This window comes from Neoalteromonas facilis (assembly GCF_002807665.1).
GTDB classification, from domain to species: domain Bacteria; phylum Pseudomonadota; class Gammaproteobacteria; order Enterobacterales; family Alteromonadaceae; genus Alteromonas_E; species Alteromonas_E facilis.
Genome location: NZ_PEAY01000005.1, coordinates 80,238 through 104,344 on the forward strand (window position 1 = coordinate 80,238; position 24,107 = coordinate 104,344).

Sequence of the window (24,107 nt, forward strand, 5' to 3'; positions counted from 1 at the left end):
AACAGGGGTACAGAAAAACCGGATTATTCTGTGGTTTGTTGCGGCAAGGGGAGTTGCCAGAGACCTTCTCGACATTGCTCGAAGAGCACGTCCCAAAGTTGACTTTCATGAATAGGTCTGGAGATATAAAAACCCTGACCAACATTACAATCAAATTCGCACAGTAACGCATACTGTTCCGCCGATTCTATGCCTTCAGCGACCACTTCAATATCTAATCCTCTCACCATTGCGATAGATGAATACACAATATTGCGATCACCCGGATCATCCAGCATACCACTGACGAAGGAACGGTCTATCTTTACAACATCAACAGGCAGAGCCTTCAAATAACTGAGCGATGAGTACCCTGTACCAAAATCATCAATCGCAATTTTACAGCCAAGTTCCCTGACCAAGCTCATCACTTCACATGCGCGTGTTAGATCATCAACTAGCGCTGTTTCTGTTAATTCAAGTTCGACTCGCGAAGCGGGAATATCATGATGGCGCAATTGCTGACGCAAATAGTCCACTAAATCGCTGTCTAGGAACTGCCCTGCGGATACATTGATCGCGATGGATAGGCCGTGATAGCCATTGAATGACAGTTGTGACAATAACTGCATAGAGTGAGCAATCACCCAATAGTCTAAGCTACCCATCAAGGATGTCTTTTCCAAAATGGGAATAAACTCAGCCGGTGAAATCTCACCTTTTTCAGGATGGTTCCAGCGTATTAACGACTCAAAACCCAGTAGGCGACCATCTTTCAGTGACACTTTGGGTTGGAGCGCGAGATAGAACTGATCATGTTGGATAGCCAGCCTGGCTTCATTTTCCAGCTCGACCCGCCGCATCAACTTACGGTTCATTGCGGCGTCATAACAACGATACGCTGAACCCGACACCGCTTTGGCCTCGTACATCGCAATATCAGCGTGACGCAACAACTCTGTAGAAGTCACATCATCTTCTTGCGTGATCGCGATACCAATACTAACCGACACAAAAAAGCGATGTTCTTTAAGTTCAACCGGAGCTTTAAAGCTTTGCAGCAGCTTCTCGGCCACTATTTCAGCATCTTGTTGCGTGTTGACATCAGTCAACAGTACTGCAAACTCATCGCCGCCAAAGCGTGCGGCGATATCAGCAATGCGCAATTGTTTACTCACACGTTTAGCAAGCTTGCCAAGCAACGCATCGCCCAAACCATGACCATATGAATCATTGATCCGCTTAAAGTCATCCAAATCCAAAAACATCAAAGCAACACTCTTATTCGAGCGCTTCAGTGCGCCGATATGTTTTTCTATTTGATACATCAACATGCTGCGATTGGGTAACCCGGTCAAGGTGTCAAACATTGCCATTTTTTCGAGTTGTATTTGGTCAGCGATCGCCTGTTGATTTAGTTGTTCGAGATTGTGTGCGAGTGTTGTGGCTGAATCTTCCAATTGATCAAGTTCATCTTTGAACCAACTGCGACGATGCAAGCGCAGCTCTTTAAATTCATCAAAGCGATTCTCCGCCAATAAAGGCAGTCGAAGCGATAAATTTGTGAGCTTTTGTCGGTATTGGCGCAATAAGAAAGCCACTAAACCGATAAAGACCAAGCTCAATATAATTGCTACTGACACAATCAACACTTGTTGATTGCGTAGCGCAGAATAGCGCTCTGTTATATCCGTCACGGCTAGAACATAGTGGTCTTGTACACCGCCGTCTAGCGGCACAATATTTAACAATAACGTACTATCAAACGCGTCGACGAGGGCGCCGAACTGATAAAAGCGCGAAAAGTTTATCTCAGACGGCAATGCACCGATCAGTTGTTGAAATCGTTGCTTATTAACCTCGGTTAAATCGCCTGCTAGCGTAATAGCATTATTCGCTTTATCTACCTCAACCACCGCTACATCTGCAGATGACGATTTAGCCAGTGAAGCAAGTACCTCCGCCAACGAATACCGAACTGAGACAATCGCGAGTTCCTGCCCAACAATAATCGGAACCCCAAGGGTTACGGCGCAGGATGATGCGCACGACAACAGCGTTTCTGGCCTTTGTGCCTGCAGAACATTCTGCATAACCAAGGTTACATTTTCGTCGACTGGCGATTGCAGCGACGTTAACGCAACCTCTCGAGTATCAAAAAACAACCAAATCTCATCAACCTGCCAACGCAACAATAAGGGTTCATATTGCTGGCTTAGTAAACTCAAAACCTGTTCAGTTTCATCAAACTCAGTGGCATCTAAGTCGTTAGCAAAACTTTCAATAAAACTGGTCACTCGGTCAGACACAAAGACTTTTAATAGCTCAACCTGCTTGTAGTACTGCATTTGGATTTGACTCTGTTGAAACGCCAAATCCTGCTTTGCTTGATTGATCAATAGGCCGGCCAACAACACACTAAAAACCACCAGTAAAAACACCAATACCAGTGTGAACTTTTGTGCAATGCTGAGGCGTTTAATCATATTAAAACCAGTACATCAATTGAACTGACCAAAAATCCCAATATTCCGCTTTTGCTGCAGATGAGTTTTTCGCTAGCAATGGCGTTAACCGCCCAGCGCCACGGGCTCGGCTGTACTCCGCATTCACCGCCAAATTTTCCATAATGTCATAACGCAACCCAATCGTGGCTGAGTCGGCATAAGCAAAGTAATTCGGTAGCACACCGTTGGACTGCGCAGTCAGTACGTTGCCATTACGGTCTTCTCGATTCAGATCATATAGGTCAACCCGAACAAGACCCATTATGCGTTCTTTCGGCATAACGGTGAGTTGCAAATAGCCTCCTTCCGCTATGCTGTCGCTGAAAAAGCCTGGGAATACCACATCTTTGTATTGTGAGCTCTCTCGCATTATCTCAGAGGTTAACTCCCAATATTGACTCTGCCATTGAGCCACCAGTGACACGCGCTGCACATTGGCCACACCATTGCCATAAAAGTCATTCGGGCCAGAGTGATAAGTGAAATCTGAATCCAATAAATTGCCACCCAACAACCAATTGGAATTGAATGATCGCCAATAGATACTCGCTTGATGGGCATATTCTTGATCAATATCTCCTGTGGCTAAATCGCCAAACAATTGATGGGTGGAATCTTTGCCAATTGGCGAACGACCATAGCTCCAATTAATTTCCCAGTCACCCCACTGGTTCGCAGTGTTCGCCCGCAATGCGATACCATCACTGCCCAGTGCAACATCTCGGAAACTATCAAAATAGATGGACTGTGGCAGCACATTCCCCGGCCGGGTGTGCGGCACATCACGCGTTGCCGAATACAACCAGTGGTAATTTTTATAGCGGCCTAAATGGACGTTTAAATTCCATTTCGCTGTCGCAATAGCATGCCAATCAATAAACATGTAATCGATTCTTATGCCTTCAGGGTATCGTTGCCCAGCGTTTAAATAGACTAATTGTCCATTCACACTGAGTTGCTCACTGAGTTGATAACGCGCATTGATCCCAAGTTCAGTCATCTCCAACGTGGTATCACCATCATCATTAACGAAATTGGTTTGCGTCGCTCGTTGAATGCCTTGTGCGACGAAACCGTTTACGGTAAGCGCGTCTGAAGCAAAACCGGACAATGGGAGCATACAGATAGCCCATATGCTCGCCTTCAAACCAAAGTGATAAATCCTTTTTCTCATTCGTTGGTTACCTCAATGATTTTAACCCGCCCATGTCTTGCCATTGCAGGTTGCTGAGTCACTAAATAGCCTATGGCACCAGGAGTGCTCGCGACAATATTCAACATGTCTTCTGTGTTGGTCGCAACCACTGGTGGGGCAGATTGCCCAGAGTAGATCAACTTGTTCCATTCTCGCTCTAACTGATAGGGGAACATTTTTAATCGTTGCCGTAAAAATTCACTGTGAGTGTTGTTATCGCTGGCAAACACGATCAACGAAATGGGCGAACCATCATCCCATGTTCGCTGCTTGAGTAAGAATATGCGTCGGAGTTGCTGGTGATTAACTGAGCTTTGCGCCACTTGCGGATGCGCAATCACGACTGAATCTCCATTTTCAGCAACTAGCTCACCCGGAAATATCAACAAAATCAGGGCAAGCAGTGATAATCGTCTCAATTTCACCTCATAAATGGTGGCCTAAGAATCTAACTGCCCACTTTCAGTGTAGTGCATCTTTTAAGTTTTGCGATATCGTTATGAATATGCGCTAATATCGCTGGTGAAACGTTACTTTTATCTATGTCGGTAAGGCTTTGAGTCAATCACAACCCAATAAACCATCTACCAACGCTAATTCGCGTTATAAATTCCAACTCTTTTTGTATGGTGCACTCTGGACACTTTTAATTCCGGTTCTATTTATCAGGTTCTGTATCAAATGGTTGTTGGCTCGACCCGGCTATACGGTGGCACGTTTATCTCGCTTTGCCATTTTCCCAGCGAACATAAGACGTACTGACGTCCTGTGGCACTGTGTATCCGTTGGAGAAGTGACAGCGATTGCTCCCTTGGCCAAAGAATTGCTCACTATTTACCCCAACATTTCCATCACCGTTACCACGACAACGCCAACGGGTGCCCAACAAGTGGCAAGGCTATTAACGGATAAGGTTCAACATTGTTATCTGCCTTACGATCATGCTTGGTTTATGCGTCGATTAGTCAACATCGTTAACCCCAAAATTCTGCTGATCACTGAGGTGGAGCTTTGGCCTAACTTACTCAGTGCATGCACTAAAGCTCAAATTCCATCGATGCTGATCAATGCCAGAATGACGGAGCGCTCCGCCAAACGTTACGCCAAGCTAGGGCGTTTTTTGACCTTGACCTTACAACAGTTCAGTTACATAAGCGCTCAAAGCAAAGAGGATGCGGCTCGCTATGTGGATTTGGGGGCTGACTCATCAAAGGTTCACAATACTGGTAATATCAAATTTGAAATTGCTGAGCACTTGGTTGCAGACGGTTTTGTTGCGCAATTAGATACGTATCGCCGAGCGCATAAGGCAACAATTATCATTGCCGGTAGTACTCATGCGCCAGAAGAGCAATTAGCGATAGACGCACACTGCGCGTTAAAGCAAAAACACACCAACTTGATAACCTGTATTGTGCCTCGCCACCCGCAACGCTTCGACGACGTTAAGCAGCTCCTTATCGCATCCGGCCGCACATACTGTTGCTATTCTGACGGCATCATTGCTGAAGACGCTGAATTCGTTCTGATAGATGCCATGGGTGTTATGCATGATATGTATGCCATTGCTGACATTGCATTTGTGGGGGGGAGTTTTGCTGAACGAGGTGGGCACAATGCACTTGAACCGGCGCTCTACTCTGTACCAATTGTGATGGGGCCCAGTCAATATAACAACCCTCAGATAACCGGTGCTTTAAGCGCCTCAGGGGCCCTTAAAACCGTCTTAAATGAGCAAGACTTTATTAAACAACTGGACCTCTGGCTAACGGATCCTGCCGCTCGACAACACGCCGGTAAGCAAGGGTTTAGCGTCATTGCTGACAATCGCGGGGCGTTGCAGACTAATTTGCAACTGATCGGTAACTTACTAAACGAACACTAAAGCGTCAGTATTTCCTTAACCTTTGCCAACACGTCTTCAACACTGATGCGCGACATAAGATCAGCGCCTTTCGCTCGCTTGCCCCAATTTAACCGCTGCCATGTTTTGCCTGTTTGTTCCTCTATTACGTCATCATAAACAGATACTGCGTGGTCAATGTCTAAGTATGGTCCTGTGCGTCTAGGGTTGCTGTGCGCATACAAACCTACCACGGGTGTTGAAACAGTTGTGGCCATGTGCGCTGGGCCCGTGTCTGGCGCTATTACTAATTCGGCTGTTGCCAATATTGCAAGAAGCTGTTTTAACGACGTCTTGCCGATCATATTGACCAACTGCTGTTGCGCCAATTGCTGGATCTGGTTGCCTAAAGTGGTATCCAGTGCAGCAGGCGAACCACACAAAATAACGGTTTTGTCGGACTCCGCTATTGCATCAGCTACGGCAGCATAGCGCTCAGGTAACCAGCAACGTTCAGCCTTGGAAGCCGCAGGGCATATCACTACATACTCGCCCCAGATATGTGCTAGGTCGCCTGCAAACATCTGCTCTTCAGCAGAAATAGGCATATTCCAGTGAGGCGTTTGAGGCGGCGAAATACCGATAGCCGCAGCAAACCCCATAAATCCATCTAATACGTGAGCATGCTGTTGAGGTGCGACTGTGTGATTGGTAAAGCAACTGTGTAGCTCTTTGCTACGAGCGGGGTCAAAACCTATTCGAATCTTAGCGGGTATAACCCTAGACACCCAGTTGGCGCGCAACGCCACTTGCATCATTAGTAATACATCAAAATGTCTTCCTTGCATTTGTTGCTTGAGTGCGTGTACCGCTTGTTTCCCCTGTTTTTTGTCAAATACGATAAATTCAACACCGGGTAAACCATCTAGCAAGGCATGTTCTATTTTGCCAATCACCCAAGTTATATTTATGTCAGGGCGTTGCTGTTGGATCGCCTGTACCATTGCGACCGCATGGCAAACATCTCCGATAGCAGATAAGCGCATCAGGCAGACATTAGCATTTGACGGCAGTTCTATGGGCTGTGCTTTTTTACGTAAGAAAATCAAAGAAATTGGAATAGTTGCGGAAGACTGCCGCTAATTTGATTACAATTAACTGTAATTCTCAAGTGTTATCATGGATTTCTAACTTGAACCCGTTGTTAGCCCATCAAAAACTAGAACAGATCACCCTCTACTGGGTACCCAATAACTTCCAGTCAGCAGGATTACCAACCTTAACCGCTAAATGGTTTAACGCGCCCGAAGACGTTTCAGACCTCAAGGTTACTGGCTATGCGCAAGGGCGAGGGACAACACAGTTTCTTACCTACCATGGCACTGACCTGGTGCTGCGTCACTATAAGCGCGGAGGTCTTGTTGGACGTTACCTAGACGACCAGTTTTTGTATTTGGGGCAGGCTGCGACGCGCCCCGTTAGAGAGCTCGATTTACTTATTCGCATGCGTAGTTGGGGCTTACCCTGTCCAACCCCGATTGCCGGCTCTGTCGAGCGCGATGGCTTAGTATGGCGCGGCGATCTATTAACAACACGCATTGCCAATGCAAAAGATGCGCATACGTTTTTACGCGAAGGCACTCTGGGAGAGCGCGAATGGCGGCACATTGGCGCTACCATAGCGAGTTTCCATAAACTTCAGGTCTACCATCATGATCTCAATATTCACAACATTATGTTAGATACGGATGGACAGGCCTGGCTGATTGATTTTGATAAATGCGGTATTCGTAGAGGAGAAGGATGGAAGTCAGCTAATTTAGCGAGACTACAGCGCTCATTGCTAAAAGAGCAACGCCGCAACCAAACCTATCACTATGATGCAACCTGTTGGCAAGCGTTGATGCACGGTTATGCTAATCATTCGAGTCTTTAATGATCTCGATAATTTCAGTCGTTGATATCGATGGTGTGCGCGGCAAATAGCACACTTCACAGTCATCATTTAGAAAATCAAATTTACCCGCCCAGTCATCCCCCATGACTAAGATATCGGCGTTAAACAGCTGAATATACTCTCGTTTCTTCTCCAGTGATTCCTCAACAAAAACCTCATCAACAAACGATAAGGAGCGAATGATTTCCATTCTGTTTTCTAGCTTATAGATGGGTAGGCGCCCCTTTTTGTCAGCGTTTAGTTCATCTGAAGAAACACCTACAATCAGATAATCGCCTAATGCTTTGGCACTTTTTAATATACGTACGTGCCCTATATGAAATACATCGAACGTACCGAACGTTATCACTCGCTTCATTAATCCACCCTTGCTTAGGCGTTAAATCATTGCTTTTCGCGTAACCCTTGTTCAATCAATTTGGCTTCTTTTAAAAATGCATATTGCGCATTTATTGCCGCTAAGATCACACCTCGCACGCCAAATGTGAACATCCGCTTTAACAAGTACTGACGCAAAAATTCTAACGGCAAGATCAACATTAACTTGAGCAGAGAGCCTCGTTTTCCCCGGTTAAATTTTTCCGTCGCTTTGAGCGTTGAATATTGGTTTGTTTTAGCAACTAAAGTCTGGATATCATCATAACCATAGTGATCAAAACTGGCGTTAGTCGTGGTGATTTGACCTTCAATTTTTGCGGTTTCATGGACCTGCTGTGACGTATCAAACTGAGCATTTTTGCGGCGATATAAGCGCACATTATTCGGTTTACTGATACTTGGCGGCGGCATTTTACCGATAAATAAATCGTTGCGATCAAATCGCACAGCATCAATGTCATCCCGCTCGACAAACTTAATAATGGCTTCAAGCATTTCGTCAGTGACAACTTCATCAGCATCTAGATTCAACACCCAAGGCTGAGTGCATTTATCCAGAGCAAATTGCTTTTGACCAGCATACCCTAACCAAGGTTGTTCATAGACTGTGGCACCGAATTCACGGGCGATGTCTATAGTCTTATCCTGACTGCCAGAATCCACCACTATGACTTCGGCAAATGTCGACAAGCTTTGCATTAAACGCGGCATATTGTGTGCTTCATCTTGTGCGACAATGAATACGCTTACCGCCAACTTTTCGCTATGTTCTTGCATACAACCCTCGACGTTTAATCTGGAAACGCGTATCGAATATGTAAATACCCGTTCACATCCGTTTCGTTATCTCGCGCCTGTAACTCAAACTCTCGATACGCGATATTCAGCCCCACTTTCACCTGCCAGTCGGAGAACGCAGTTTGATAAGCGCCAGAGAAATACCAGAGATCTTCTTGGATGCTGTCACCAAGCACAGGTGACGGACGCTGCCCATCTGGGTTTAACTCTATACGACTAAGCGATACCTGCACATTGTCGAGCTTTCTCACGCTAAAACGTGCGCCTATGGTTGTGTACTTTGCATCACTATCAAATGTACTGCCAATCGCACGCTGATGATGACGATAGCCGCCTGGATATAACCCACTTTCATAGTAGCAATTGGTTACCGTGCTGCCATCGCCAGCACACGCGATATTGGTGTCGCTGGTCTCTGCATATACGTATGTACTACCCAAGTACGTTGAGATGCCGAACAAGTTCGCATTATCTGTCACCTTGTAACCGTCAACGGCGTCTTCGCCGACGCGCTGCGCATATACGGATACGGGTGTGTCTAACACCCGAAAAGTATATTTCGCGTCAAAGCCGGCGATATGATTGCCCACTGTAGTATTGAGCTCGGGATCGCAACTAGCCGCGCCGTTTGCACACTCCTTTTGGAACGTAATCACATCCAAGAAGCCCGACAGGCCATTCGTTTGTCCCTCGCCGCCCCACATGGCCGCCCAGGATGCTCCTAGCTCCAAACCATTAAGCGGTTTAAAGGTAAAACGAGTGCGCCATAATTTTACCCCATCGACTTGCCTTTCATCCTGCAATTCCCCTAATTGGGCTGTGAAGTACCAAGGCCCTAACCAACGGAGCCAAACTGACTCCGACTGCTGTGTAGTGCCGCGGGAAAGCGACAAAACAGGCACGGGACGTGCGTTGTCGGTCAATATTAAGCTCGCCGCTTGGCCTGGTCCCCACCACTGATCTAACGCACTGACCGCAAATGTCCAATCCGCCAGTTGAACCGCCAAATAGCTTTGATCTAAATTATATTCTCCACCGGGTTCAGCATTCATGCTCACCTGTGCAGACCAACGCCCCTGAGTATATTCAACGGTCTGAGTAAAGCGTGCAGAGGGTCGCTGCTCGGCGTCAAATCCGGTAAATCTTGCCTTGTCACTCGCGGCATATAGTTCACTGTAGCTGTCCCAAGCGCTTCGCTGCTGCGCCACGAGATAATGGCGCAGGCGCACTACAGCCAATGCCACATGGCTCGGTAATGATTCAGTGTCGATGCGGTTAAGCTGTGAACTTATACCTTTCCATGGCACCGGATAGGTATTCACCACCGAATCGATAAGACCATATTCTGACACTGTCACCAAATCGTGATGAAGATGAGGGTCGAGTGTTCCCACCCAGGGTGAAGCAACAGATTTAAAACTGAATAAAGTGCCTATAATGGCGAAAACAACGAGGCGCAAGGGTCATAGTCTCAGGGCTAAAAGTGCTTCGATCCTAGCCGATAAGTCCCAGAATATATAGGCAATTCAGCGAATAAATTGCATCAAAATTAGATTCCATGTAGTGTTTCGCCTGATTTAAATTGAGGTATACGCAGCTATGCATACGCGCGCTATTTATCCAGGTACTTTTGATCCCATTACTAACGGTCATGCCGATCTCATTGAGCGGGCGGCGCAAATGTTTTCCAGTGTTCTAGTCGGCATCGCTGCCAATCCCAGTAAAAAGCCACTGTTTACACTCGAAGAACGCGTAGAGATGATCCAGCAAATCACCGCGCATCTGGATAATGTCGAGGTTATAGGCTTTACAGGGTTGTTGGCAGATTTTGCCGACGCACAAAATGCCACGGTATTGATCCGCGGCTTGCGCGCCGTGTCAGACTTTGAGTACGAGTTCCAGTTGGCTAATATGAACCGTCGTCTAAATCCCAAACTAGAAAGCGTGTTTCTAACACCCGCAGAAGAAAATTCGTTTATTTCTTCAACCTTGGTCAAAGAAGTCGCGTTACACCGCGGTGACGTCAGTCAATTTTGTCATCCGGTTGTGCAAGCGGCTCTGAAGAAACGCTTACACAATAACAATCAAAGCTAACGCTGACATTGTGGGCAATAAAAGGTATTGCGTTGCCCTATCACCACACTTTTAATCGGCTGCTGGCATACTTCACAAGGCTTTCCTGAGCGGCCATAAACCCGTAAATGCTGACTAAAATAGCCAGGATTACCATCAGCCTGAGTGAAATCTTTTAACGTTGTACCACCTTGCTCAATGGCCGCAGCAAGGACTTTCTTGATATTGTCGGTTAAACGCTGATAGCGCTCTTTTGAAATTTTTCCAGCGGCTCGTCTTGGATCAATGCCGCTTAAAAATAGCGCCTCGTTAGCATAGATATTACCGACACCCACCACGACCTGATTGGTCATAATAAATGTCTTTACTGGCGTACTTTTATTGCGAGATAGCGCATATAGATGCTGCCAATCAAAGTCATCGGTTAACGGCTCTGGGCCCAGGTTGGCAAGGATTGCCATAGGCTCATCATCGTTTGGCTGCCAAAGGCAAGCACCAAAGCGTCGAGGATCATTTAAGCGTAAAACCTGCCCGCTGCTGAGCATAATTTCAATGTGATCGTGTTTAACTAAGGGTAATTGTCGATCAACGACGCGTAATCGGCCCGACATACCTAGATGCAGTACCACACTGCCTACAGAAGTGTTAATAAACAGGTACTTAGCACGGCGAGAAACCGACTGTATAACCTGGCCTACCGCATGCTGTACTTCATTCGGTACAGGCCAGCGAAGTGACCTGTTGTGTACCTTTATGGCTGTTATGGTTTGATCGACCAAATGTGGCTCGATCCCCATGCGGCTGACTTCAACTTCAGGTAATTCTGGCACAGTAACATCCTAGCAGTTGGGTTTAATTAAACACCAGTTGTTCAAAAGTGACGCCGTCCAATTTATAGGCGAACTCTCCAATATCAACATAATCGCCTTGTGGAGTGTTAATTAATGTCACTGTCGCGGGCGCGTTTTGACGGGCAAGCCATATACTGGCATCAACTCGACGTTCTGCAGCGGGTGATTGCGACACTTGTGTCAACGTTGCTGCCAACCAGTAATTAATCACCTCATCGCCCGAACGGTGTAGTTTTCCACCATCTTCAACGATTCGCCACTGCGTACCCACTCGCTCCATACGAGCATCACCTATATCGATGCGTAACACCAAGTCGTTATCTGATATCAGACGCAGCTGAGCACTCGGAGCAGGTTTTGGCAACCACTGGTCTAGATTGAACAATGCAATCATCAGCAACATGGAGAAGATAATCACATTGTTGAACGCGCGAGCCGACAGTTTCACCTTCATTCCCATTGTGTAATCAATGCTGGCGCTAGCTTACCCTATTCAAGGGCCTGATTAAAACGCAAAAAACCCGGTCAATGCCGGGCTTTTAAAAGGAGACAAAAGTTAAGTATTACTTAATCTTAGCTTCCTTGAACATAACGTGCTGGCGAATTTTAGGATCGTATTTTTTGATCTCCATTTTGCCAGGCATATTACGCTTGTTTTTATCAGTCGTGTAGTAGTAACCCGTACCTGCAGTTGATACTAATTTGATTTTATCACGCATGGTCTAGGCTCCTTAAACTTTCTCACCACGAGCACGGATATCGGCTAGAACCGTATCAATACCCTTTTTATCGATGATACGCATACCCTTTGGAGTAAGGCGTAATTTTACAAAGCGGTTTTCGCTTTCAACCCAGAAACGGTGGGTTTGCAAATTTGGTAAAAAGCGACGACGAGTCGCGTTGCGCGCGTGCGAACGGTTATTACCAACCGCAGGGCGCTTTCCTGTCACTTGACATACTCTAGACATTTTTGTCTCCAGAACAACGTTTACAATGGTGTTGCCACTAGTGGCAGCGACCCTTACTGACTAATCAATAGTCGGGAAGCTACGCGGGCATCCAACCTACAATTAAGAGGGCGCATGTTATACAGTAAATACAAGCAATGATCAACTTAAATTAGCTAAGATCTTCTTTTGATCGCGCGATCGCTTGTTTTATTCCATAGTCTGTTTGCGTGATCTTGTTGCGCTTGGTCGTTGCGCGAATGGCGGCATTCTTATCTCGCATCTCTTGCGTCACATAACCACGCGCATGATCAAGGTGCAAACAAATCGCTGAATATCGAATTTGTTTAGATTTAATACCCGCATTGAATAACCTTTCGCCAAGCTCTCTGTCTTCACCGCCGTACTGCATACGTTCATCAAAGCCATTGGCCGCGAAAATATCCTTCCGCCAGCCAGAAACATTATGACCATTCCATGTAGCTTTGGTTGGAGTCAGCGAATTCAACAGTTTTTCTTTCAAACCCGTTGCGGTCAGTTTCATAGTTTTGTGTGTTTTCTTTAAACCATGCGCGAGCAACCAGTCTAAGTTAAACGCGTCTCCTGACGCGATATCATCTCGTGTAATCGCCTTACTGGTTTCCATAGGCAATTTAAAATACCCGCCAGACAGAAAATAACCCGGTTCACGACGCGACATATGCACTGCTAGAAAGTCGTTACGTAATACGCAATCACCGTCGGTAAACAATATGTACTCACCTTCACTGGCGATAAGAGCTTTGTTTAAAATACGCGTCTTCTGAAAGCCATCATCGGGTTGCCACACATGTTTTATGTCGCGCCCAGACGCCTGTTTAAAAGTATCAATGGCGTCAGCTGTTGCCTGATCAGATCCGTCATCCGCAATGATTATTTCAAAGTCTTGAAATGTTTGGTAATGCAGGCTCCAAAGTGTTTTTAGCATCCATTCTGGTGAATTGTATGTCGAAAAAATAACGGACATCTGCATAGTGTTACCCCTGAATATCTTGGTTTAGTGATGCTAATCTGCGTTTTGTATGTAAACGGTTGAGCCAGTAAAACTGCCACATGTTGGATAATTTTCGTGTCAGGCTTTTAACCGCTTTCTTACGCTGTGCAATCACTTCTATATCACTGCTTTGCTGCACATTAGGTTCTGCCGGATAGGGCATTAAACCAAATATGCGGAGGTCTTTTTCCCACCAATATTGCAAATCAATATCGATCGGACGAATAATCGGCAGACTATGTTCGAGGAGCTTTTTTGCTCCCGCATAGCTTACTGCTTGTGCGCAGGTGCGCGCGGGTACTTTTGCATAAGTCACTCGAGTGTAATCACCAAACCGGTGTTGATGCACGGTCGGACGTTTACGCACGTGTTGCGCTAACTTGATGTAATCCCAATCTTCCGGCATCTGTTCAATAGCCGAGATGCTCTGGGGTAACGAAGAATGTAAATGAACATCATCTTCAAGAATAATGGCAAACGGAATGTGCTCATCAACGATGCGTTGCCAAATGGCTCTATGACTCAAATAACAGGCAATTTCGCCCATATTTAAGGTTTTATAATAGGCATCCGGGTGTTGTGGCGCATAAACGGCATTTAATTGTTGCGAGGTTAAATCTTTACCATCTACCGCATTTACCCGTTCAAAAGAGAGATTTAGTGCCGAAAATTGTTGCTGGATCACGTCTAGTCGTTCTGTCGAACGTGCAAGATTAATGACGAAACAGGGGGGACGTTGAGTCATCGTGATTTTACAGCCGACATTTGTTCATCACTCACTAAAGCCAAATACTGATGCGCAATCTGTAAATGGTCAAAACGAGCGCGCAAACCGTCGCCAACGTCTGACATAGGTGTATCCAACCGCTTATCAATTGCCTCAGCTAATGCTTTGGGGTCATCCACTGGCACTAAAAATTCCTTGTGTTCATCAATCATTATTTCATTGGGACCGTAGGGACAGTTCGTCGATACAACCGGCGTGTTGCACGCCAATGCTTCAACGATAACGTTACCAAAGCCTTCAAAATCTGAGCTTAACACCAAACATTGGGCGTGCTTTATCCATACATAAGGGTTTTGTTTAAACCCCAGAGCCATAACATTATCACCTACACCACATTTTATTGCGAGCTGACGTATACGTTCACTATTACCCGCCAAACATACTAAATTAACGCTTTTGTTTTGCATTAAGCGTAACGCTTTGAATAGCACATCATGGCGTTTTTGTTTGGCGAAACGACCAATGTGAATGATATAGGGTTGCGTGGGAATATCATCCTCACATTCATCACGTTGACTGAGGATCGCATCAAAATCAAACGGGTTAAATATACGCTGCACAGAAGCTGGTTTGAACAAGTTTTGCGATTGTATTTCTGCTACCAGTGCGTCCGAAACGGCAACAAGTGCTTTACCTTGCAATGCCTTAAATAAGCGTCGCTGGCGTAAATACTTAAATGGGCCCATTTTAAGTGCCCGATTCAAAGTCGGTTGAATGGCATTATGTACAACATAAAAACACGGTGAGAACTGACACGCAGAAACGATGTAGTGGGTCTCATCCAGATTAGATAAAAACAAATCAAACCGACCATGTTGTTGTTCTATCTGACTCACTAACGCCGACAAGTTTTGCGCATGGGCTTGTCTTTTGCTGGTACGGGCCAATTTTGCCCGTTTTTGTTCATATAAAAAGTGCACCGGTATTGATTCGGGCATATCGTATTCTTGGCGACGTTGTAAACAAATTAATACCGGTTGATGGCCTAACAAGGCAAATGCATGAGCCAGCGCGATAACCACTTTTTCAGCGCCGCCACCCGCGAGAGAATCAATCAATAGCGCAATACGATATGAAGTGTCTGGGAGAGTTGTAGTATCCAATAGTGTGGCTGCGCGAATCTAAATCAGTCCTCGTTGCGCGAATGATACCGTATTTGTATGACCAACCACAAAATGATCCAACACTGAAATATCCACTAATGCCATTGCCGATGTAATTCTGTGTGTAATATCAATATCAGCTTGGCTTGGCTCAGCAATACCTGAAGGATGATTATGAACCAGAATAACGGCCGCGGCATTCTCTAAAATAGCCTTCTTGACTAACTCTCTTGGATATACTGCGGCGCTGTTAATTGTGCCATAGAACATTTTGCAGAAACTGATCAAATGATGCTGACTGTTCAACAACATCAGTGCAAAAACTTCTTGTTGTAGACCAGACATGTTGAGCTGCAAGTAATGCTTTACCGCATCAACATCACTAAACACATTATTTGCGCACAGTTGGGTGTGTAAACTCCTTGTAGATAACTCCACTGCCGCTTTGAATAATGCGTATTTCGCCTTGCCAATACCCAACTGAGCTCGTAGCTCTGATTCACTGGCAGACAGCACCCCATAGACGCTACCAAACTGGTCGAGTAAACGTTGCGCTAACACCAATGCATTATTACCCGCCACGCCTGAATGAATAAAGATAGCAAGTAGTTCAATATCAGATAAAAACTCAGCGCCGCGACGAAGTAGTTTTTCACGAGGCCGCTCATTCACAGTCCAATCAGTTATTCTCATCTGTACAATCCCTTGTTACTATCAACGTTAGTAATTAAGCGTATTACGTGCACAAAGTCGCCGTACACAAGGTCAGTCATTCACCTATGCTACTGAAAGATAAAAATATTCTTCTAGGTATTACCGGGGGGATAGCTGCCTACAAAGCACCTGATCTGGTGCGTAAACTGACAGCAGAGGGTGCAATAGTCAGGGTCGTCATTACGGATTCAGCAGCAGAATTTGTCAGTCCATTGGCGTTGCAGGCTGTGTCTGGTCACCCCGTTCATCAACATTTGCTCGACCCAGAAGCTGAAGCAGGCATGGGCCACATAGAGTTGGCCAAATGGGCCGATACCTTACTGATAGCACCCGCAACCGCAAACTGCTTGGCCAAATTGGCACATGGCATTGCTGATGACTTGTTATCCACCTTATATCTTGCAACAACTGCAGATGTTATGGTCGCGCCCGCTATGAATCAGCAAATGTGGGCTGCTGATGCAACCCAACACAATGTTACGATTCTTAAGCAGCGTGGACTTAAGTTTATCGGTCCCGATAGTGGTGAACAGGCCTGTGGCGATATCGGCGCGGGTCGCATGACCGAACCTTTAGATATTGTCGCTGAGCTTATTGCCTCACAGGCAACTCACTACATTCCCGCACTTTCTGGTAAGCGTTTAGTCATTACCGCAGGCCCAACGAGGGAAGCACTTGACCCTGTGCGTTACTTGACTAATCACAGTAGCGGAAAAATGGGTTATGCCATTGCAACAGCTGCCGTTAAAGCTGGGGCTCATGTCACGCTGATCAGTGGCCCTACCGCGATACCCAAACCCGATGGACTGGAACTTGTCTCGGTTGAAAGTGCAGAGCAAATGCACAAAGCGGTTATGCAGAAGTTACAGAGTTGCGACATATTCATAGCAACAGCCGCTGTAGCAGATTATCGCTGTGCATCTGTGGCTGAGCAAAAAATCAAAAAGAACTCTGATGAGTTAACACTTACTTTAATTAAAAACCCTGATATTCTTAGCGATGTTGCATCTTCTTCACCTGCACCCTTTACGCTGGGGTTTGCGGCTGAAACTCACGATGTTGCTGAATATGCAATGAGTAAGCTGAAAAAGAAAAAGCTCGACATGATTGCTGCAAATGACGTGTCAAATGCCGATATAGGGTTTAATAGCGACCAAAATTCGTTGCATGTGTTTTGGAATAACGGTAATCATATACTGAACAAAGCGCCTAAATCTGTTCTAGCCGAGCAGTTGATAGCGCTTTTAGCTGAACAGTTCACACTAAAACAAAAAAGAAACGGAACGGATTAATGCCAGCGACTAAAAAACCCAATCGTCGAGCACAAATTCTGCAATGTTTAGCAGGCATGCTCGAAACCAATCCTGGACAACGCATTACAACGGCAAAATTAGCTGAGAAAGTAGGCGTATCTGAAGCCGCTTTATATCGCCACTTTCCAAGCAAAGCGCGCATGTTTGAGGGATTGATCGAGTTTATCGAAGAAGCATTATTTTCACGCATTAATAAAATTGTAAATGATGAAAAAGATGCCACGGTAAGATGTCAGATGATATTGCACCTACTGCTTGGATTTGCTGAAAAAAACCCTGGCATTACCCGTATTCTGAATGGCGATGCCTTACTAGGTGAGCAGGAACGTTTGCGCACCCGCATCGCTAAACTGTATGAGCGGTTAGAAACTCAGCTAAAGCAGGTTTTAAGAGAACGAAAACTACGCGAGGGTAAAGAGTTGCCTGCGGATGAAGGCATCATTGCGAATATGCTCGTGTGTTACGCTGATGGCCGTATCAATTTGTTTATTCGCAGTGAGTTCACGCGTAAACCGACAGAAGACTTTGCGGCTCAGTGGGCGTTTATCAAGAATCACTTCTTTTAAAAACGGCTAAACAAATATAACTATTCACTGGTCGAAGCACGCCCAGCAAGCATAAAAAAGCCCGTCATAACCACGGGCTTTTTTGATCATTGTTGTCAGAGTGCGACGTTAACTTAATCGCGCCGGCTAAAAGTATCACCGAAAAAGTCACCGGCATTCCATGCGGGACGTTTTTGCTGATTCGCTAAAGTCGAGCCAATTTGGGCATTGACCGTAGTAAACTTAATCGCAGCGTCCCAATTGAAATCTTGCTTCATATCATCGGATGGTTTGTGATAGTGCGTACTCAAAAAAGTACTTAGCACTTTTGCGCCATCAACATTAGGGTCCACCGCTTTGACCCCAGGTACTAGGAATACGGCTGGTACACCTTGTTTTACGAAAGCATAGTGATCAGAGCGAGTGAATAATGCTTGCTGAGGCCATGGATCGTCACTCAACGTGATCCCTACATTTGCCGCTGCATCTTCTACTGAGGCTTTCATGTCACTGTGACTTGCACCAAACGCGATGACGTCAGCAAAATCATAGGTCAAAATTGGCATATCCAAATTAACATTTGCCACCATACTGCTTAGCGGCACCGTTGGGTTGCGAGCAAAATAGTCAGCGCCCAATAGACCTTTTTCTTCACCCGTAACAGCCACGAACAGCAAAGAACGCTTAGGTTTTGTCTCTAAAAGACTAAACAAACGCGCAGTTTCCAGCATGACAGCGGTACCCGAAGCGTTATCCATTGCGCCATTGTTGATATTGTCTTTCTTAACGGTTTTAGAAAATCCAAGGTGATCACTATGCGCTGAATACACCACGTATTCATTTTTCAATTCAGGATCTGAGCCTTCAATAATGCCAACGACATTCGGGCTCGTGATAGTCTTATGCTCGCTCTTGCGACTCATAGACACATTACCCGGTAGTGCAAAACCGGCTGGCACTCGATCATTTTCTACTTCTTCGTAGACCGCTTCTAATGACTTGTCTGCACCAACAAATAGTTTTTTAGCCGTTTCCATGGGCAATTGCGCGGCGCCGAGAAGAGAAGGTTGTACATTTTCAGGCTCTCCTTCGCTATTCAGCCAACGCATAGACGGCACGTGCAAGTAATTCAAAGAGCGTTGATAGGGTCTGGATTTTTCCCACTGCGGTGTAGGAATTGTGATCATACCAATAGCGCCATTCTTAGCAGCATAGGCTCTTTTTTGTGTAGTCGACCCAAAGTGAGCACCTTCTTCACTCGGGAAGTCATTCGGCTTGCCCAATAGCACGACGACAATTTTGCCTTCTACATCCAAGCCAGCATAGTCATCATGATTCAGCAACGGCGCTGTAATACCATAACCGACGAACACTAGCCCCGCAGATACGTCTGATGCCTTCCGAACAGTATCCGCGCCCATAATGAATTCTTTGGGGTAGCTGAACGTTTGCGTGCTGCCGTCCGCTCCCGTCAAGCTAAACGCTGGCGATTCTTGATCCAATGTTGCATATCGGAAATTTACGCGCTGAAGATAGGGAGATTGTGGATCGGTTCCTGCCGGTGTTAGACCATACTTCGCGAATTCAGTAGCAATATACAAAGACGCAATTTCATGCCCACGACTACCGGTTTCCCGGCCTTCTAATAAATCATCGGCTAAAAATTGCATATGCGCTTTAATTCGCTCTTCATCAGGCTCTAAATTATTTGCAGAGGCATTCATGCTGGTGACGAACAAAGCAATACTAGCGATTAGAATTTTGCCAAGTTGCATTGGCATTTTATCGGTACGGATCATGGTAGGTTTTCTTTTGTTTCTACTGCAAAGTACTAGTTTAACTTACACCGCGGAGCATAAACAGTTAGAGAATGGTTATCGAACTCACAGAAACGTCGATTAATCGAGGCTTTCACAGGTTTTTACTCCCGTTGTATCGGTCTACCACTCCCGCACAAAGCACTTGACTACTGAGTAATTCACACTAGGCTAGAGAACAAAGATTCTCGAAAGGAATTTCTTATGCCTCGCGCACCACTTTATGATCTAGAAGAAGTCATGGAACAAGCTATAGATGTATTTCTTGAGCATGGCTTTCACGGCGCTGTGATGGATGAAATCATCGCTCGCACAGACTTTAATCGTCGAGGGTTCTACCGCGAATTTGGCAGTAAACAGCAGTTTTTATATCGCGTCATTGAATTTTATTTGGATACACAACTTCAAGAGGTTTTAGTCGCATTAGAGCAACCTCAAGGTATCCACGCGATCAATGACTTTTTCGACCGTTATTTAACGTTAGTCAGCGGGCGTGGTTGTCTATTGGTCAATTGTATTACTGAGTTGGGCCATGATGATCAAACGATTAAAGACTTTGGTCGTCATTATTTGGATAGACTACAAATAGATTTTATCGCATGTCTAGAGCGCGCCATGAACAGTCATGAAATATCGCGAGATACACCAATCGAAGCTGTGGCGTTACAACTCACCAGCTACGTTCAAGGCTTTGCCGTTAATGCCATTTTGGTTCAAGACAACCAAGAGTTAAAATTGGCAACACAGATGTTGCTCGGCAGCGTACAACGCTAGCTTTTTATTCGCTAACGCCTAGTTGCTGAAGTTGAGCCGGCTCACTCTATTGGGCTACTCAACGCAGCAACTCATAGTTTCATCTATGGATGCATCAATCGTGATGATCTTGCGATGGATAAACCGCCCTGAAATAGTTAAAATCCCGCCAACTGCTTTTCAGGATGCACCATGAACCAACCTAAATCCTTATTTCGAATTCAATTTGTCAGCAATGGTGAGCACTACGAGTTATATGTGCGAGAAGTTAGCCAAGGTGGATTGTTTGGCTTTGTTGAAATTGGTGATTTTGTTTGGGATACACACACCCATTTAGTGCTTGATCCCAGTCACGAAAAGCTGAAAGATGAATTTGCAGATGTAACGCATACCTACATTCCTATGCATAATGTGTTACGCATTGATGAAGTGAAGAAACAAGGCAGCGCTAAAATTACCGCGCTATCGGATAAAGTAACTGCGTTTCCTGCACCGATTTATACACCCAAAAAGTAAATCGCTTTAACCCTAGTTAAAGCAGAGGAGTTACCTCCATGGTATTGAAATTTAAGCGGGCTGTTGCAACCCTAGTGACATCGATTTTATTTGCTTCTAGCAGTTATGCCGAGACTTCATCTGATGCGCAAATACTGGAAAAATTGGTCAGTGATATTTGGCAGTATGAAATGCAAAGCTTTCCGTTGCTCGCGAGTCGTCAAGGTATACGAGACTATGAAGACCGCTTGACGTCAAATACACCAGAAGCCCTTGCAGCGCGCCACCAGCAGTTTCAACAGTTCCTTGAGGCATTAGCTGAGATCGACGCCAGTAAACTATCTGAAGACACTCGCATTACCTTATTGATGCAGCAATACCGTATCCAAAATTACGTCGATGAATATCACTACAATGAACACTATGTTCCCATTACATCGGAGTATGGCTTTCACAGCAGCCTCGCTCAACTGCCCAACCAAGTGCGCTTGGTGGATGAGAAAGCTGTAAACGATTACCTTAAACGTTTACATCTAATTGCGGGTCTCATTGACACCAATATTGATTGGATGAAAAAAGGCTTAGCGGTCGGCAAAACTCAGCCGAAAGCGGTTTTAGTGGGTTATGAAGAAAGCATAAGCTCAATCATTACTGATGATGCAAGTCAGAGCGTGTTCTTTAAGCCACTTTCAACGTTAGATGAAAAGCGCTTTACGCAAGCGCAAATAGGGCAGTGGCAAGATCAAGCAAAACAGATCATAAATGAGCAAATTCAGCCTGCTTATCAGCGTTTTTATGATTTCTTCACACAGTCGTATAAGCCCAACGCGCGCGATGATATTGCAGCGAAGTCTTGGCCAGACGGTGCGGAGTACTATCAAAATCGTATTCGCTATTACACAACAACAGACATGACGGCGGAAGAGATCCACCAAATAGGTCTTAATGAAGTTGCTCGTATTCGTGCCGAGATGCAGGACATTGTTGATAAACTCAAGTTCGACGGTGATATTAACGCCTTCATTCACTTTCTTAGAACGGATCCCCAGTTCTACGCAAAAAGTGCAGAAGAGCTATTAATTTATGCCTCTTACATTGCCAAGCAGATGGACGCCAAGCTACCGCAGCTGTTTAAAAAACTACCGCGCACGCCTTATGGTGTAGCGCCCGTACCTGACGCAATAGCGCCCAAATACACTACGGGCCGGTACGTGTCTCCTTCGCGTGATGATCTGCCCGGTTATTATTGGGTGAATACCTACGCACTAGATAAACGCCCGCTGTATGCTATTCCAGCATTAACCTTGCACGAGGCAGTGCCTGGCCATCACCTACAGATTTCTTTGGCAAATGAAATGGAAGGTCTGCCGACGGTAAGAAGACAAACCTATATCTCAGCGTTTGGCGAAGGTTGGGGCCTTTATTCTGAGTATTTAGGTAAAGAAGTGGGTATTTATACTGATCCGTACGACGATTTTGGTCGTCTTAGTTATGAGATGTGGCGTGCGTGTCGCCTCGTGGTTGATACAGGTATGCACATGATGGGGTGGTCACGTGACAAAGCCCTTGCGTATATGCTGGAAAACACTGCGTTATCAGAACATAACGTTAAAACTGAAATTGATCGCTATATTTCATGGCCTGCGCAAGCACTATCTTATAAAATTGGAGAGATAAAAATTAAGGCACTGCGCCAAAAAGCAGAAGAATCGCTGGGTGAACAGTTTGATTTACGTAGCTTTCACGATGCTGTTTTAGCCAAAGGCTCTGTTCCGCTCTTCGTGCTAGAACAACAAATCGAAACATTTATTGACCAACACAAGGTCCAATAACAGAGGTTTATCGATACCATGATTTCTGCCGGCATTATTGCCATCATGTCAATTATTCTTGTGTACTTTGTAGTACGTGGGCAAGGCCTTCAGCGTGAGCTAAAACTGGCCCAGCACGGGGCTAAAGCAAAGTCGCGAGCACTCAAAATTGGGCAAAAGCAAATTGCGTTCATGGCGCATGAACTGCAACAAATTTTTCTGTCGCGTTTAGAAGCATTAAATAAACGCGCATTACTTTCGCAAGATGATTATCAAATCGCTTTTTTTATCCTCAATCGCTTTGAATATGTGGTAATGAACTGCACTGAACACGGCAATACAGTGGAAGAAGCGGTGACAAGGTCAACCGAAAACCAGCCTATTTCGCTGGAGAAAATTAACGAATTCATTAAAAAGCAACCCAGCGAAATTCGTGTAGCTTGGTGCCAAAACACGGTGGATGGATTTATCGCTGCTTGCCGAGGCTTCAGTAGTGGTGCGCTTAAAACTCAAGCTGCAGACAGCGAAGAAGCCGCTGCCGCAAGCTAAGTTATTCTAATTATTCAAATTGCTGTTTTTGCAACAGCGCCTTGGCGAAGGTCATAAATGTGCTATTTTAAATGTATAAAACCCACGGGGATTGATAATGAAAACTCTAATAGCACTATCACTTATTGCGCTAACACTGTCGCCGACAGCCTTTGCCGCTGCCGGTAAAACCCACTTTCCAGGGATCTTTGTTGGCAATACCAACTTCGACGGCGAAAACGATTTCACGCTAGGGTTGGAGTATGAGTACCGTTTCGATCCTAAGTGGGGTGTCGAATTTGTCTATGAGCGCATCAATGATGCCCATCACGGTGACGGCACCACAATATTGGTTGCACAAATCATGTATCACCCGTTTGACTACTTTCGCATCGGAGCCGGTGTCGGCGAAGAAAAAATAGGCGGCGCTCATCCACATGATGAAACGCTATATCGCCTTACCTTTGCCTACGACTTTCAAGTCAGTGACTTTGAAATTGCGCCTACTTTAAGCTTTGACCGTATCGACAGCGAAACCGCGGTTGTAGCAGGGCTCGCGTTTATTTACCCCTTCTAACTGGCTAGCTAAACCTGCGTGTCACTCTATTCTGAATGTACGGTGACACGCATTACACGTCGACATAATCACCACACCTTATTTTTAAATCATTTTGCTATCT

26 protein-coding genes are annotated in these 24,107 nt (G+C 45.5%); 10 read left to right on the top strand and 16 right to left on the bottom strand.

The window, feature by feature from the left end:
* Window positions 1–23: 23 nt before the first annotated feature.
* The 3 genes from CSH93_RS14915 to CSH93_RS14925 are packed head-to-tail and all read right to left on the bottom strand — an operon-like array spanning window position 24 to window position 4,100.
* Window positions 24–2,465 carry a putative bifunctional diguanylate cyclase/phosphodiesterase gene (locus tag CSH93_RS14915; protein WP_100644089.1) on the bottom strand — a complete coding sequence of 814 codons (2,442 nt, stop codon included), beginning with the start codon at window positions 2,463–2,465 and terminating at the stop codon, window positions 24–26.
* 1 nt (window position 2,466) lies between these two features.
* Entirely contained in the window at window positions 2,467–3,660 is a 1,194-nt protein-coding gene (locus CSH93_RS14920; protein WP_124748987.1) for a TonB-dependent receptor, read from the bottom strand.
* Window positions 3,657–4,100: a hypothetical protein gene (locus tag CSH93_RS14925; protein ID WP_100644091.1), complete on the bottom strand. Its 444-nt coding sequence runs from the start codon at window positions 4,098–4,100 to the stop codon at window positions 3,657–3,659. Before CSH93_RS14925 ends, CSH93_RS14920 begins: the two co-directional genes overlap by 4 nt.
* Before the next feature lie 137 nt (window positions 4,101–4,237).
* Between CSH93_RS14925 and CSH93_RS14930 the strand changes: the two genes are divergently transcribed.
* Window positions 4,238–5,566, top strand: coding sequence for a 3-deoxy-D-manno-octulosonic acid transferase (locus tag CSH93_RS14930; RefSeq protein WP_124748988.1), 1,329 nt, complete (start codon window positions 4,238–4,240; stop codon window positions 5,564–5,566).
* Here the strand turns inward: CSH93_RS14930 and CSH93_RS14935 are convergent.
* On the bottom strand, window positions 5,563–6,570 hold the full coding sequence (locus tag CSH93_RS14935) for a glycosyltransferase family 9 protein (RefSeq protein ID WP_100644093.1): 1,008 nt from the start codon (window positions 6,568–6,570) through the stop codon (window positions 5,563–5,565). The two genes, CSH93_RS14930 and CSH93_RS14935, sit on opposite strands and share 4 nt — an antisense overlap.
* Window positions 6,571–6,716: 146 nt before the next feature.
* Here CSH93_RS14935 and CSH93_RS14940 point away from each other — a divergent pair, with 146 nt between their 5' ends.
* Window positions 6,717–7,460 carry a 3-deoxy-D-manno-octulosonic acid kinase gene (locus tag CSH93_RS14940; RefSeq protein ID WP_164078389.1) on the top strand — a complete coding sequence of 248 codons (744 nt, stop codon included), beginning with the start codon at window positions 6,717–6,719 and terminating at the stop codon, window positions 7,458–7,460.
* On the opposite strand, the gene CSH93_RS14945 is transcribed toward CSH93_RS14940, so the two are convergent.
* The 3 genes from CSH93_RS14945 to CSH93_RS14955 are packed head-to-tail and all read right to left on the bottom strand — an operon-like array spanning window position 7,441 to window position 10,117.
* The gene (locus CSH93_RS14945; protein WP_100644095.1) at window positions 7,441–7,839 is read right to left on the bottom strand and encodes an FAD synthase family protein; all 399 of its coding nucleotides are present in this window, start codon (window positions 7,837–7,839) and stop codon (window positions 7,441–7,443) included. The two genes, CSH93_RS14940 and CSH93_RS14945, sit on opposite strands and share 20 nt — an antisense overlap.
* A gap of 26 nt (window positions 7,840–7,865) precedes the next feature.
* A complete protein-coding gene (locus tag CSH93_RS14950; protein ID WP_100644096.1) occupies window positions 7,866–8,636 on the bottom strand; it encodes a glycosyltransferase family 2 protein in 771 nt (256 codons plus the stop codon).
* 14 nt (window positions 8,637–8,650) lie between these two features.
* Window positions 8,651–10,117 carry a capsule assembly Wzi family protein gene (locus CSH93_RS14955; RefSeq protein WP_100644097.1) on the bottom strand — a complete coding sequence of 489 codons (1,467 nt, stop codon included), beginning with the start codon at window positions 10,115–10,117 and terminating at the stop codon, window positions 8,651–8,653.
* A 139-nt stretch (window positions 10,118–10,256) separates the two neighbouring features.
* Here CSH93_RS14955 and coaD point away from each other — a divergent pair, with 139 nt between their 5' ends.
* Window positions 10,257–10,751 (top strand): pantetheine-phosphate adenylyltransferase, encoded by a 495-nt coding sequence (gene coaD / locus CSH93_RS14960; RefSeq protein WP_100644098.1) that lies wholly within the window; start codon window positions 10,257–10,259, stop codon window positions 10,749–10,751.
* On the opposite strand, the gene mutM is transcribed toward coaD, so the two are convergent.
* From mutM to radC, 8 genes are all read right to left on the bottom strand, one after another.
* A complete protein-coding gene (gene mutM, locus CSH93_RS14965; protein WP_100644099.1) occupies window positions 10,748–11,560 on the bottom strand; it encodes a bifunctional DNA-formamidopyrimidine glycosylase/DNA-(apurinic or apyrimidinic site) lyase in 813 nt (270 codons plus the stop codon). The genes coaD and mutM overlap by 4 nt on opposite strands.
* A gap of 22 nt (window positions 11,561–11,582) precedes the next feature.
* Window positions 11,583–12,029 (bottom strand): hypothetical protein, encoded by a 447-nt coding sequence (locus CSH93_RS14970; RefSeq protein ID WP_124748989.1) that lies wholly within the window; start codon window positions 12,027–12,029, stop codon window positions 11,583–11,585.
* Window positions 12,030–12,144: 115 nt separating this feature from the next.
* Entirely contained in the window at window positions 12,145–12,300 is a 156-nt protein-coding gene (gene rpmG / locus CSH93_RS14975) for a 50S ribosomal protein L33 (protein WP_100644101.1), read from the bottom strand.
* A 12-nt stretch (window positions 12,301–12,312) separates the two neighbouring features.
* Window positions 12,313–12,549, bottom strand: a complete 237-nt coding sequence (rpmB, locus tag CSH93_RS14980) for a 50S ribosomal protein L28 (protein ID WP_100644102.1) — start codon at window positions 12,547–12,549, stop codon at window positions 12,313–12,315.
* Between the two features lie 151 nt (window positions 12,550–12,700).
* Window positions 12,701–13,540 carry a glycosyltransferase family 2 protein gene (locus CSH93_RS14985; protein ID WP_100644103.1) on the bottom strand — a complete coding sequence of 280 codons (840 nt, stop codon included), beginning with the start codon at window positions 13,538–13,540 and terminating at the stop codon, window positions 12,701–12,703.
* A 4-nt stretch (window positions 13,541–13,544) separates the two neighbouring features.
* Complete coding sequence (locus tag CSH93_RS14990; RefSeq protein WP_100644104.1) at window positions 13,545–14,306, bottom strand: glycosyltransferase family 25 protein; 762 nt, start codon at window positions 14,304–14,306, stop codon at window positions 13,545–13,547.
* Window positions 14,303–15,451 (bottom strand): glycosyltransferase, encoded by a 1,149-nt coding sequence (locus CSH93_RS14995; RefSeq protein ID WP_100644105.1) that lies wholly within the window; start codon window positions 15,449–15,451, stop codon window positions 14,303–14,305. The genes CSH93_RS14990 and CSH93_RS14995 overlap by 4 nt, the downstream gene beginning before the upstream one ends.
* An 18-nt stretch (window positions 15,452–15,469) precedes the next feature.
* Window positions 15,470–16,144 (bottom strand): RadC family protein, encoded by a 675-nt coding sequence (radC, locus tag CSH93_RS15000; RefSeq protein ID WP_100644106.1) that lies wholly within the window; start codon window positions 16,142–16,144, stop codon window positions 15,470–15,472.
* 86 nt (window positions 16,145–16,230) lie between these two features.
* Between radC and coaBC the strand changes: the two genes are divergently transcribed.
* Together coaBC and slmA are read left to right on the top strand one after the other, a co-directional pair.
* On the top strand, window positions 16,231–17,457 hold the full coding sequence (gene coaBC, locus CSH93_RS15005) for a bifunctional phosphopantothenoylcysteine decarboxylase/phosphopantothenate--cysteine ligase CoaBC (protein WP_100644107.1): 1,227 nt from the start codon (window positions 16,231–16,233) through the stop codon (window positions 17,455–17,457).
* Complete coding sequence (gene slmA, locus CSH93_RS15010) at window positions 17,457–18,044, top strand: nucleoid occlusion factor SlmA (RefSeq protein ID WP_100644108.1); 588 nt, start codon at window positions 17,457–17,459, stop codon at window positions 18,042–18,044. Before coaBC ends, slmA begins: the two co-directional genes overlap by 1 nt.
* A 113-nt stretch (window positions 18,045–18,157) precedes the next feature.
* On the opposite strand, the gene CSH93_RS15015 is transcribed toward slmA, so the two are convergent.
* Window positions 18,158–19,747, bottom strand: coding sequence for a M28 family metallopeptidase (locus CSH93_RS15015; RefSeq protein WP_240615628.1), 1,590 nt, complete (start codon window positions 19,745–19,747; stop codon window positions 18,158–18,160).
* Window positions 19,748–20,044: 297 nt separating this feature from the next.
* Between CSH93_RS15015 and CSH93_RS15020 the strand changes: the two genes are divergently transcribed.
* The 5 genes from CSH93_RS15020 to CSH93_RS15040 all read left to right on the top strand — a co-directional run bounded on the left by CSH93_RS15020 (window position 20,045) and on the right by CSH93_RS15040 (window position 24,004).
* Entirely contained in the window at window positions 20,045–20,614 is a 570-nt protein-coding gene (locus CSH93_RS15020; RefSeq protein ID WP_100644109.1) for a TetR/AcrR family transcriptional regulator, read from the top strand.
* Window positions 20,615–20,785: 171 nt separating this feature from the next.
* Window positions 20,786–21,109 (top strand): DUF1820 family protein, encoded by a 324-nt coding sequence (locus tag CSH93_RS15025; protein WP_100644110.1) that lies wholly within the window; start codon window positions 20,786–20,788, stop codon window positions 21,107–21,109.
* Window positions 21,110–21,147: 38 nt separating this feature from the next.
* Entirely contained in the window at window positions 21,148–22,920 is a 1,773-nt protein-coding gene (locus CSH93_RS15030) for a DUF885 domain-containing protein (protein ID WP_100644111.1), read from the top strand.
* Between the two features lie 18 nt (window positions 22,921–22,938).
* Window positions 22,939–23,448, top strand: a complete 510-nt coding sequence (locus CSH93_RS15035; protein ID WP_100644112.1) for a hypothetical protein — start codon at window positions 22,939–22,941, stop codon at window positions 23,446–23,448.
* A gap of 97 nt (window positions 23,449–23,545) precedes the next feature.
* Complete coding sequence (locus CSH93_RS15040; protein ID WP_100644113.1) at window positions 23,546–24,004, top strand: hypothetical protein; 459 nt, start codon at window positions 23,546–23,548, stop codon at window positions 24,002–24,004.
* Window positions 24,005–24,107: the final 103 nt, after the last annotated feature.

Excerpts from the sequence above, each read along its gene's own strand:
- CSH93_RS14915 (WP_100644089.1), bottom strand. The coding sequence starts at position 2,465 with ATGATTAAACGCCTCAGCATTGCACAAAAGTTCACACTGGTATTGGTG.
- CSH93_RS14920 (WP_124748987.1), bottom strand. The coding sequence starts at position 3,660 with ATGAGAAAAAGGATTTATCACTTTGGTTTGAAGGCGAGCATATGGGCT.
- CSH93_RS14935 (WP_100644093.1), bottom strand. The coding sequence starts at position 6,570 with ATGCGCTTATCTGCTATCGGAGATGTTTGCCATGCGGTCGCAATGGTA.
- CSH93_RS14945 (WP_100644095.1), bottom strand. The coding sequence starts at position 7,839 with ATGAAGCGAGTGATAACGTTCGGTACGTTCGATGTATTTCATATAGGG.
- CSH93_RS14950 (WP_100644096.1), bottom strand. The coding sequence starts at position 8,636 with ATGCAAGAACATAGCGAAAAGTTGGCGGTAAGCGTATTCATTGTCGCA.
- coaD (WP_100644098.1), top strand. The coding sequence starts at position 10,257 with ATGCATACGCGCGCTATTTATCCAGGTACTTTTGATCCCATTACTAAC.
- rpmG (WP_100644101.1), bottom strand. The coding sequence starts at position 12,300 with ATGCGTGATAAAATCAAATTAGTATCAACTGCAGGTACGGGTTACTAC.
- rpmB (WP_100644102.1), bottom strand. The coding sequence starts at position 12,549 with ATGTCTAGAGTATGTCAAGTGACAGGAAAGCGCCCTGCGGTTGGTAAT.
- CSH93_RS14985 (WP_100644103.1), bottom strand. The coding sequence starts at position 13,540 with ATGCAGATGTCCGTTATTTTTTCGACATACAATTCACCAGAATGGATG.
- CSH93_RS14990 (WP_100644104.1), bottom strand. The coding sequence starts at position 14,306 with ATGACTCAACGTCCCCCCTGTTTCGTCATTAATCTTGCACGTTCGACA.
- radC (WP_100644106.1), bottom strand. The coding sequence starts at position 16,144 with ATGAGAATAACTGATTGGACTGTGAATGAGCGGCCTCGTGAAAAACTA.
- coaBC (WP_100644107.1), top strand. The coding sequence starts at position 16,231 with ATGCTACTGAAAGATAAAAATATTCTTCTAGGTATTACCGGGGGGATA.
- slmA (WP_100644108.1), top strand. The coding sequence starts at position 17,457 with ATGCCAGCGACTAAAAAACCCAATCGTCGAGCACAAATTCTGCAATGT.
- CSH93_RS15015 (WP_240615628.1), bottom strand. The coding sequence starts at position 19,747 with ATGAATGCCTCTGCAAATAATTTAGAGCCTGATGAAGAGCGAATTAAA.
- CSH93_RS15020 (WP_100644109.1), top strand. The coding sequence starts at position 20,045 with ATGCCTCGCGCACCACTTTATGATCTAGAAGAAGTCATGGAACAAGCT.
- CSH93_RS15025 (WP_100644110.1), top strand. The coding sequence starts at position 20,786 with ATGAACCAACCTAAATCCTTATTTCGAATTCAATTTGTCAGCAATGGT.
- CSH93_RS15030 (WP_100644111.1), top strand. The coding sequence starts at position 21,148 with ATGGTATTGAAATTTAAGCGGGCTGTTGCAACCCTAGTGACATCGATT.
- CSH93_RS15035 (WP_100644112.1), top strand. The coding sequence starts at position 22,939 with ATGATTTCTGCCGGCATTATTGCCATCATGTCAATTATTCTTGTGTAC.
- CSH93_RS15040 (WP_100644113.1), top strand. The coding sequence starts at position 23,546 with ATGAAAACTCTAATAGCACTATCACTTATTGCGCTAACACTGTCGCCG.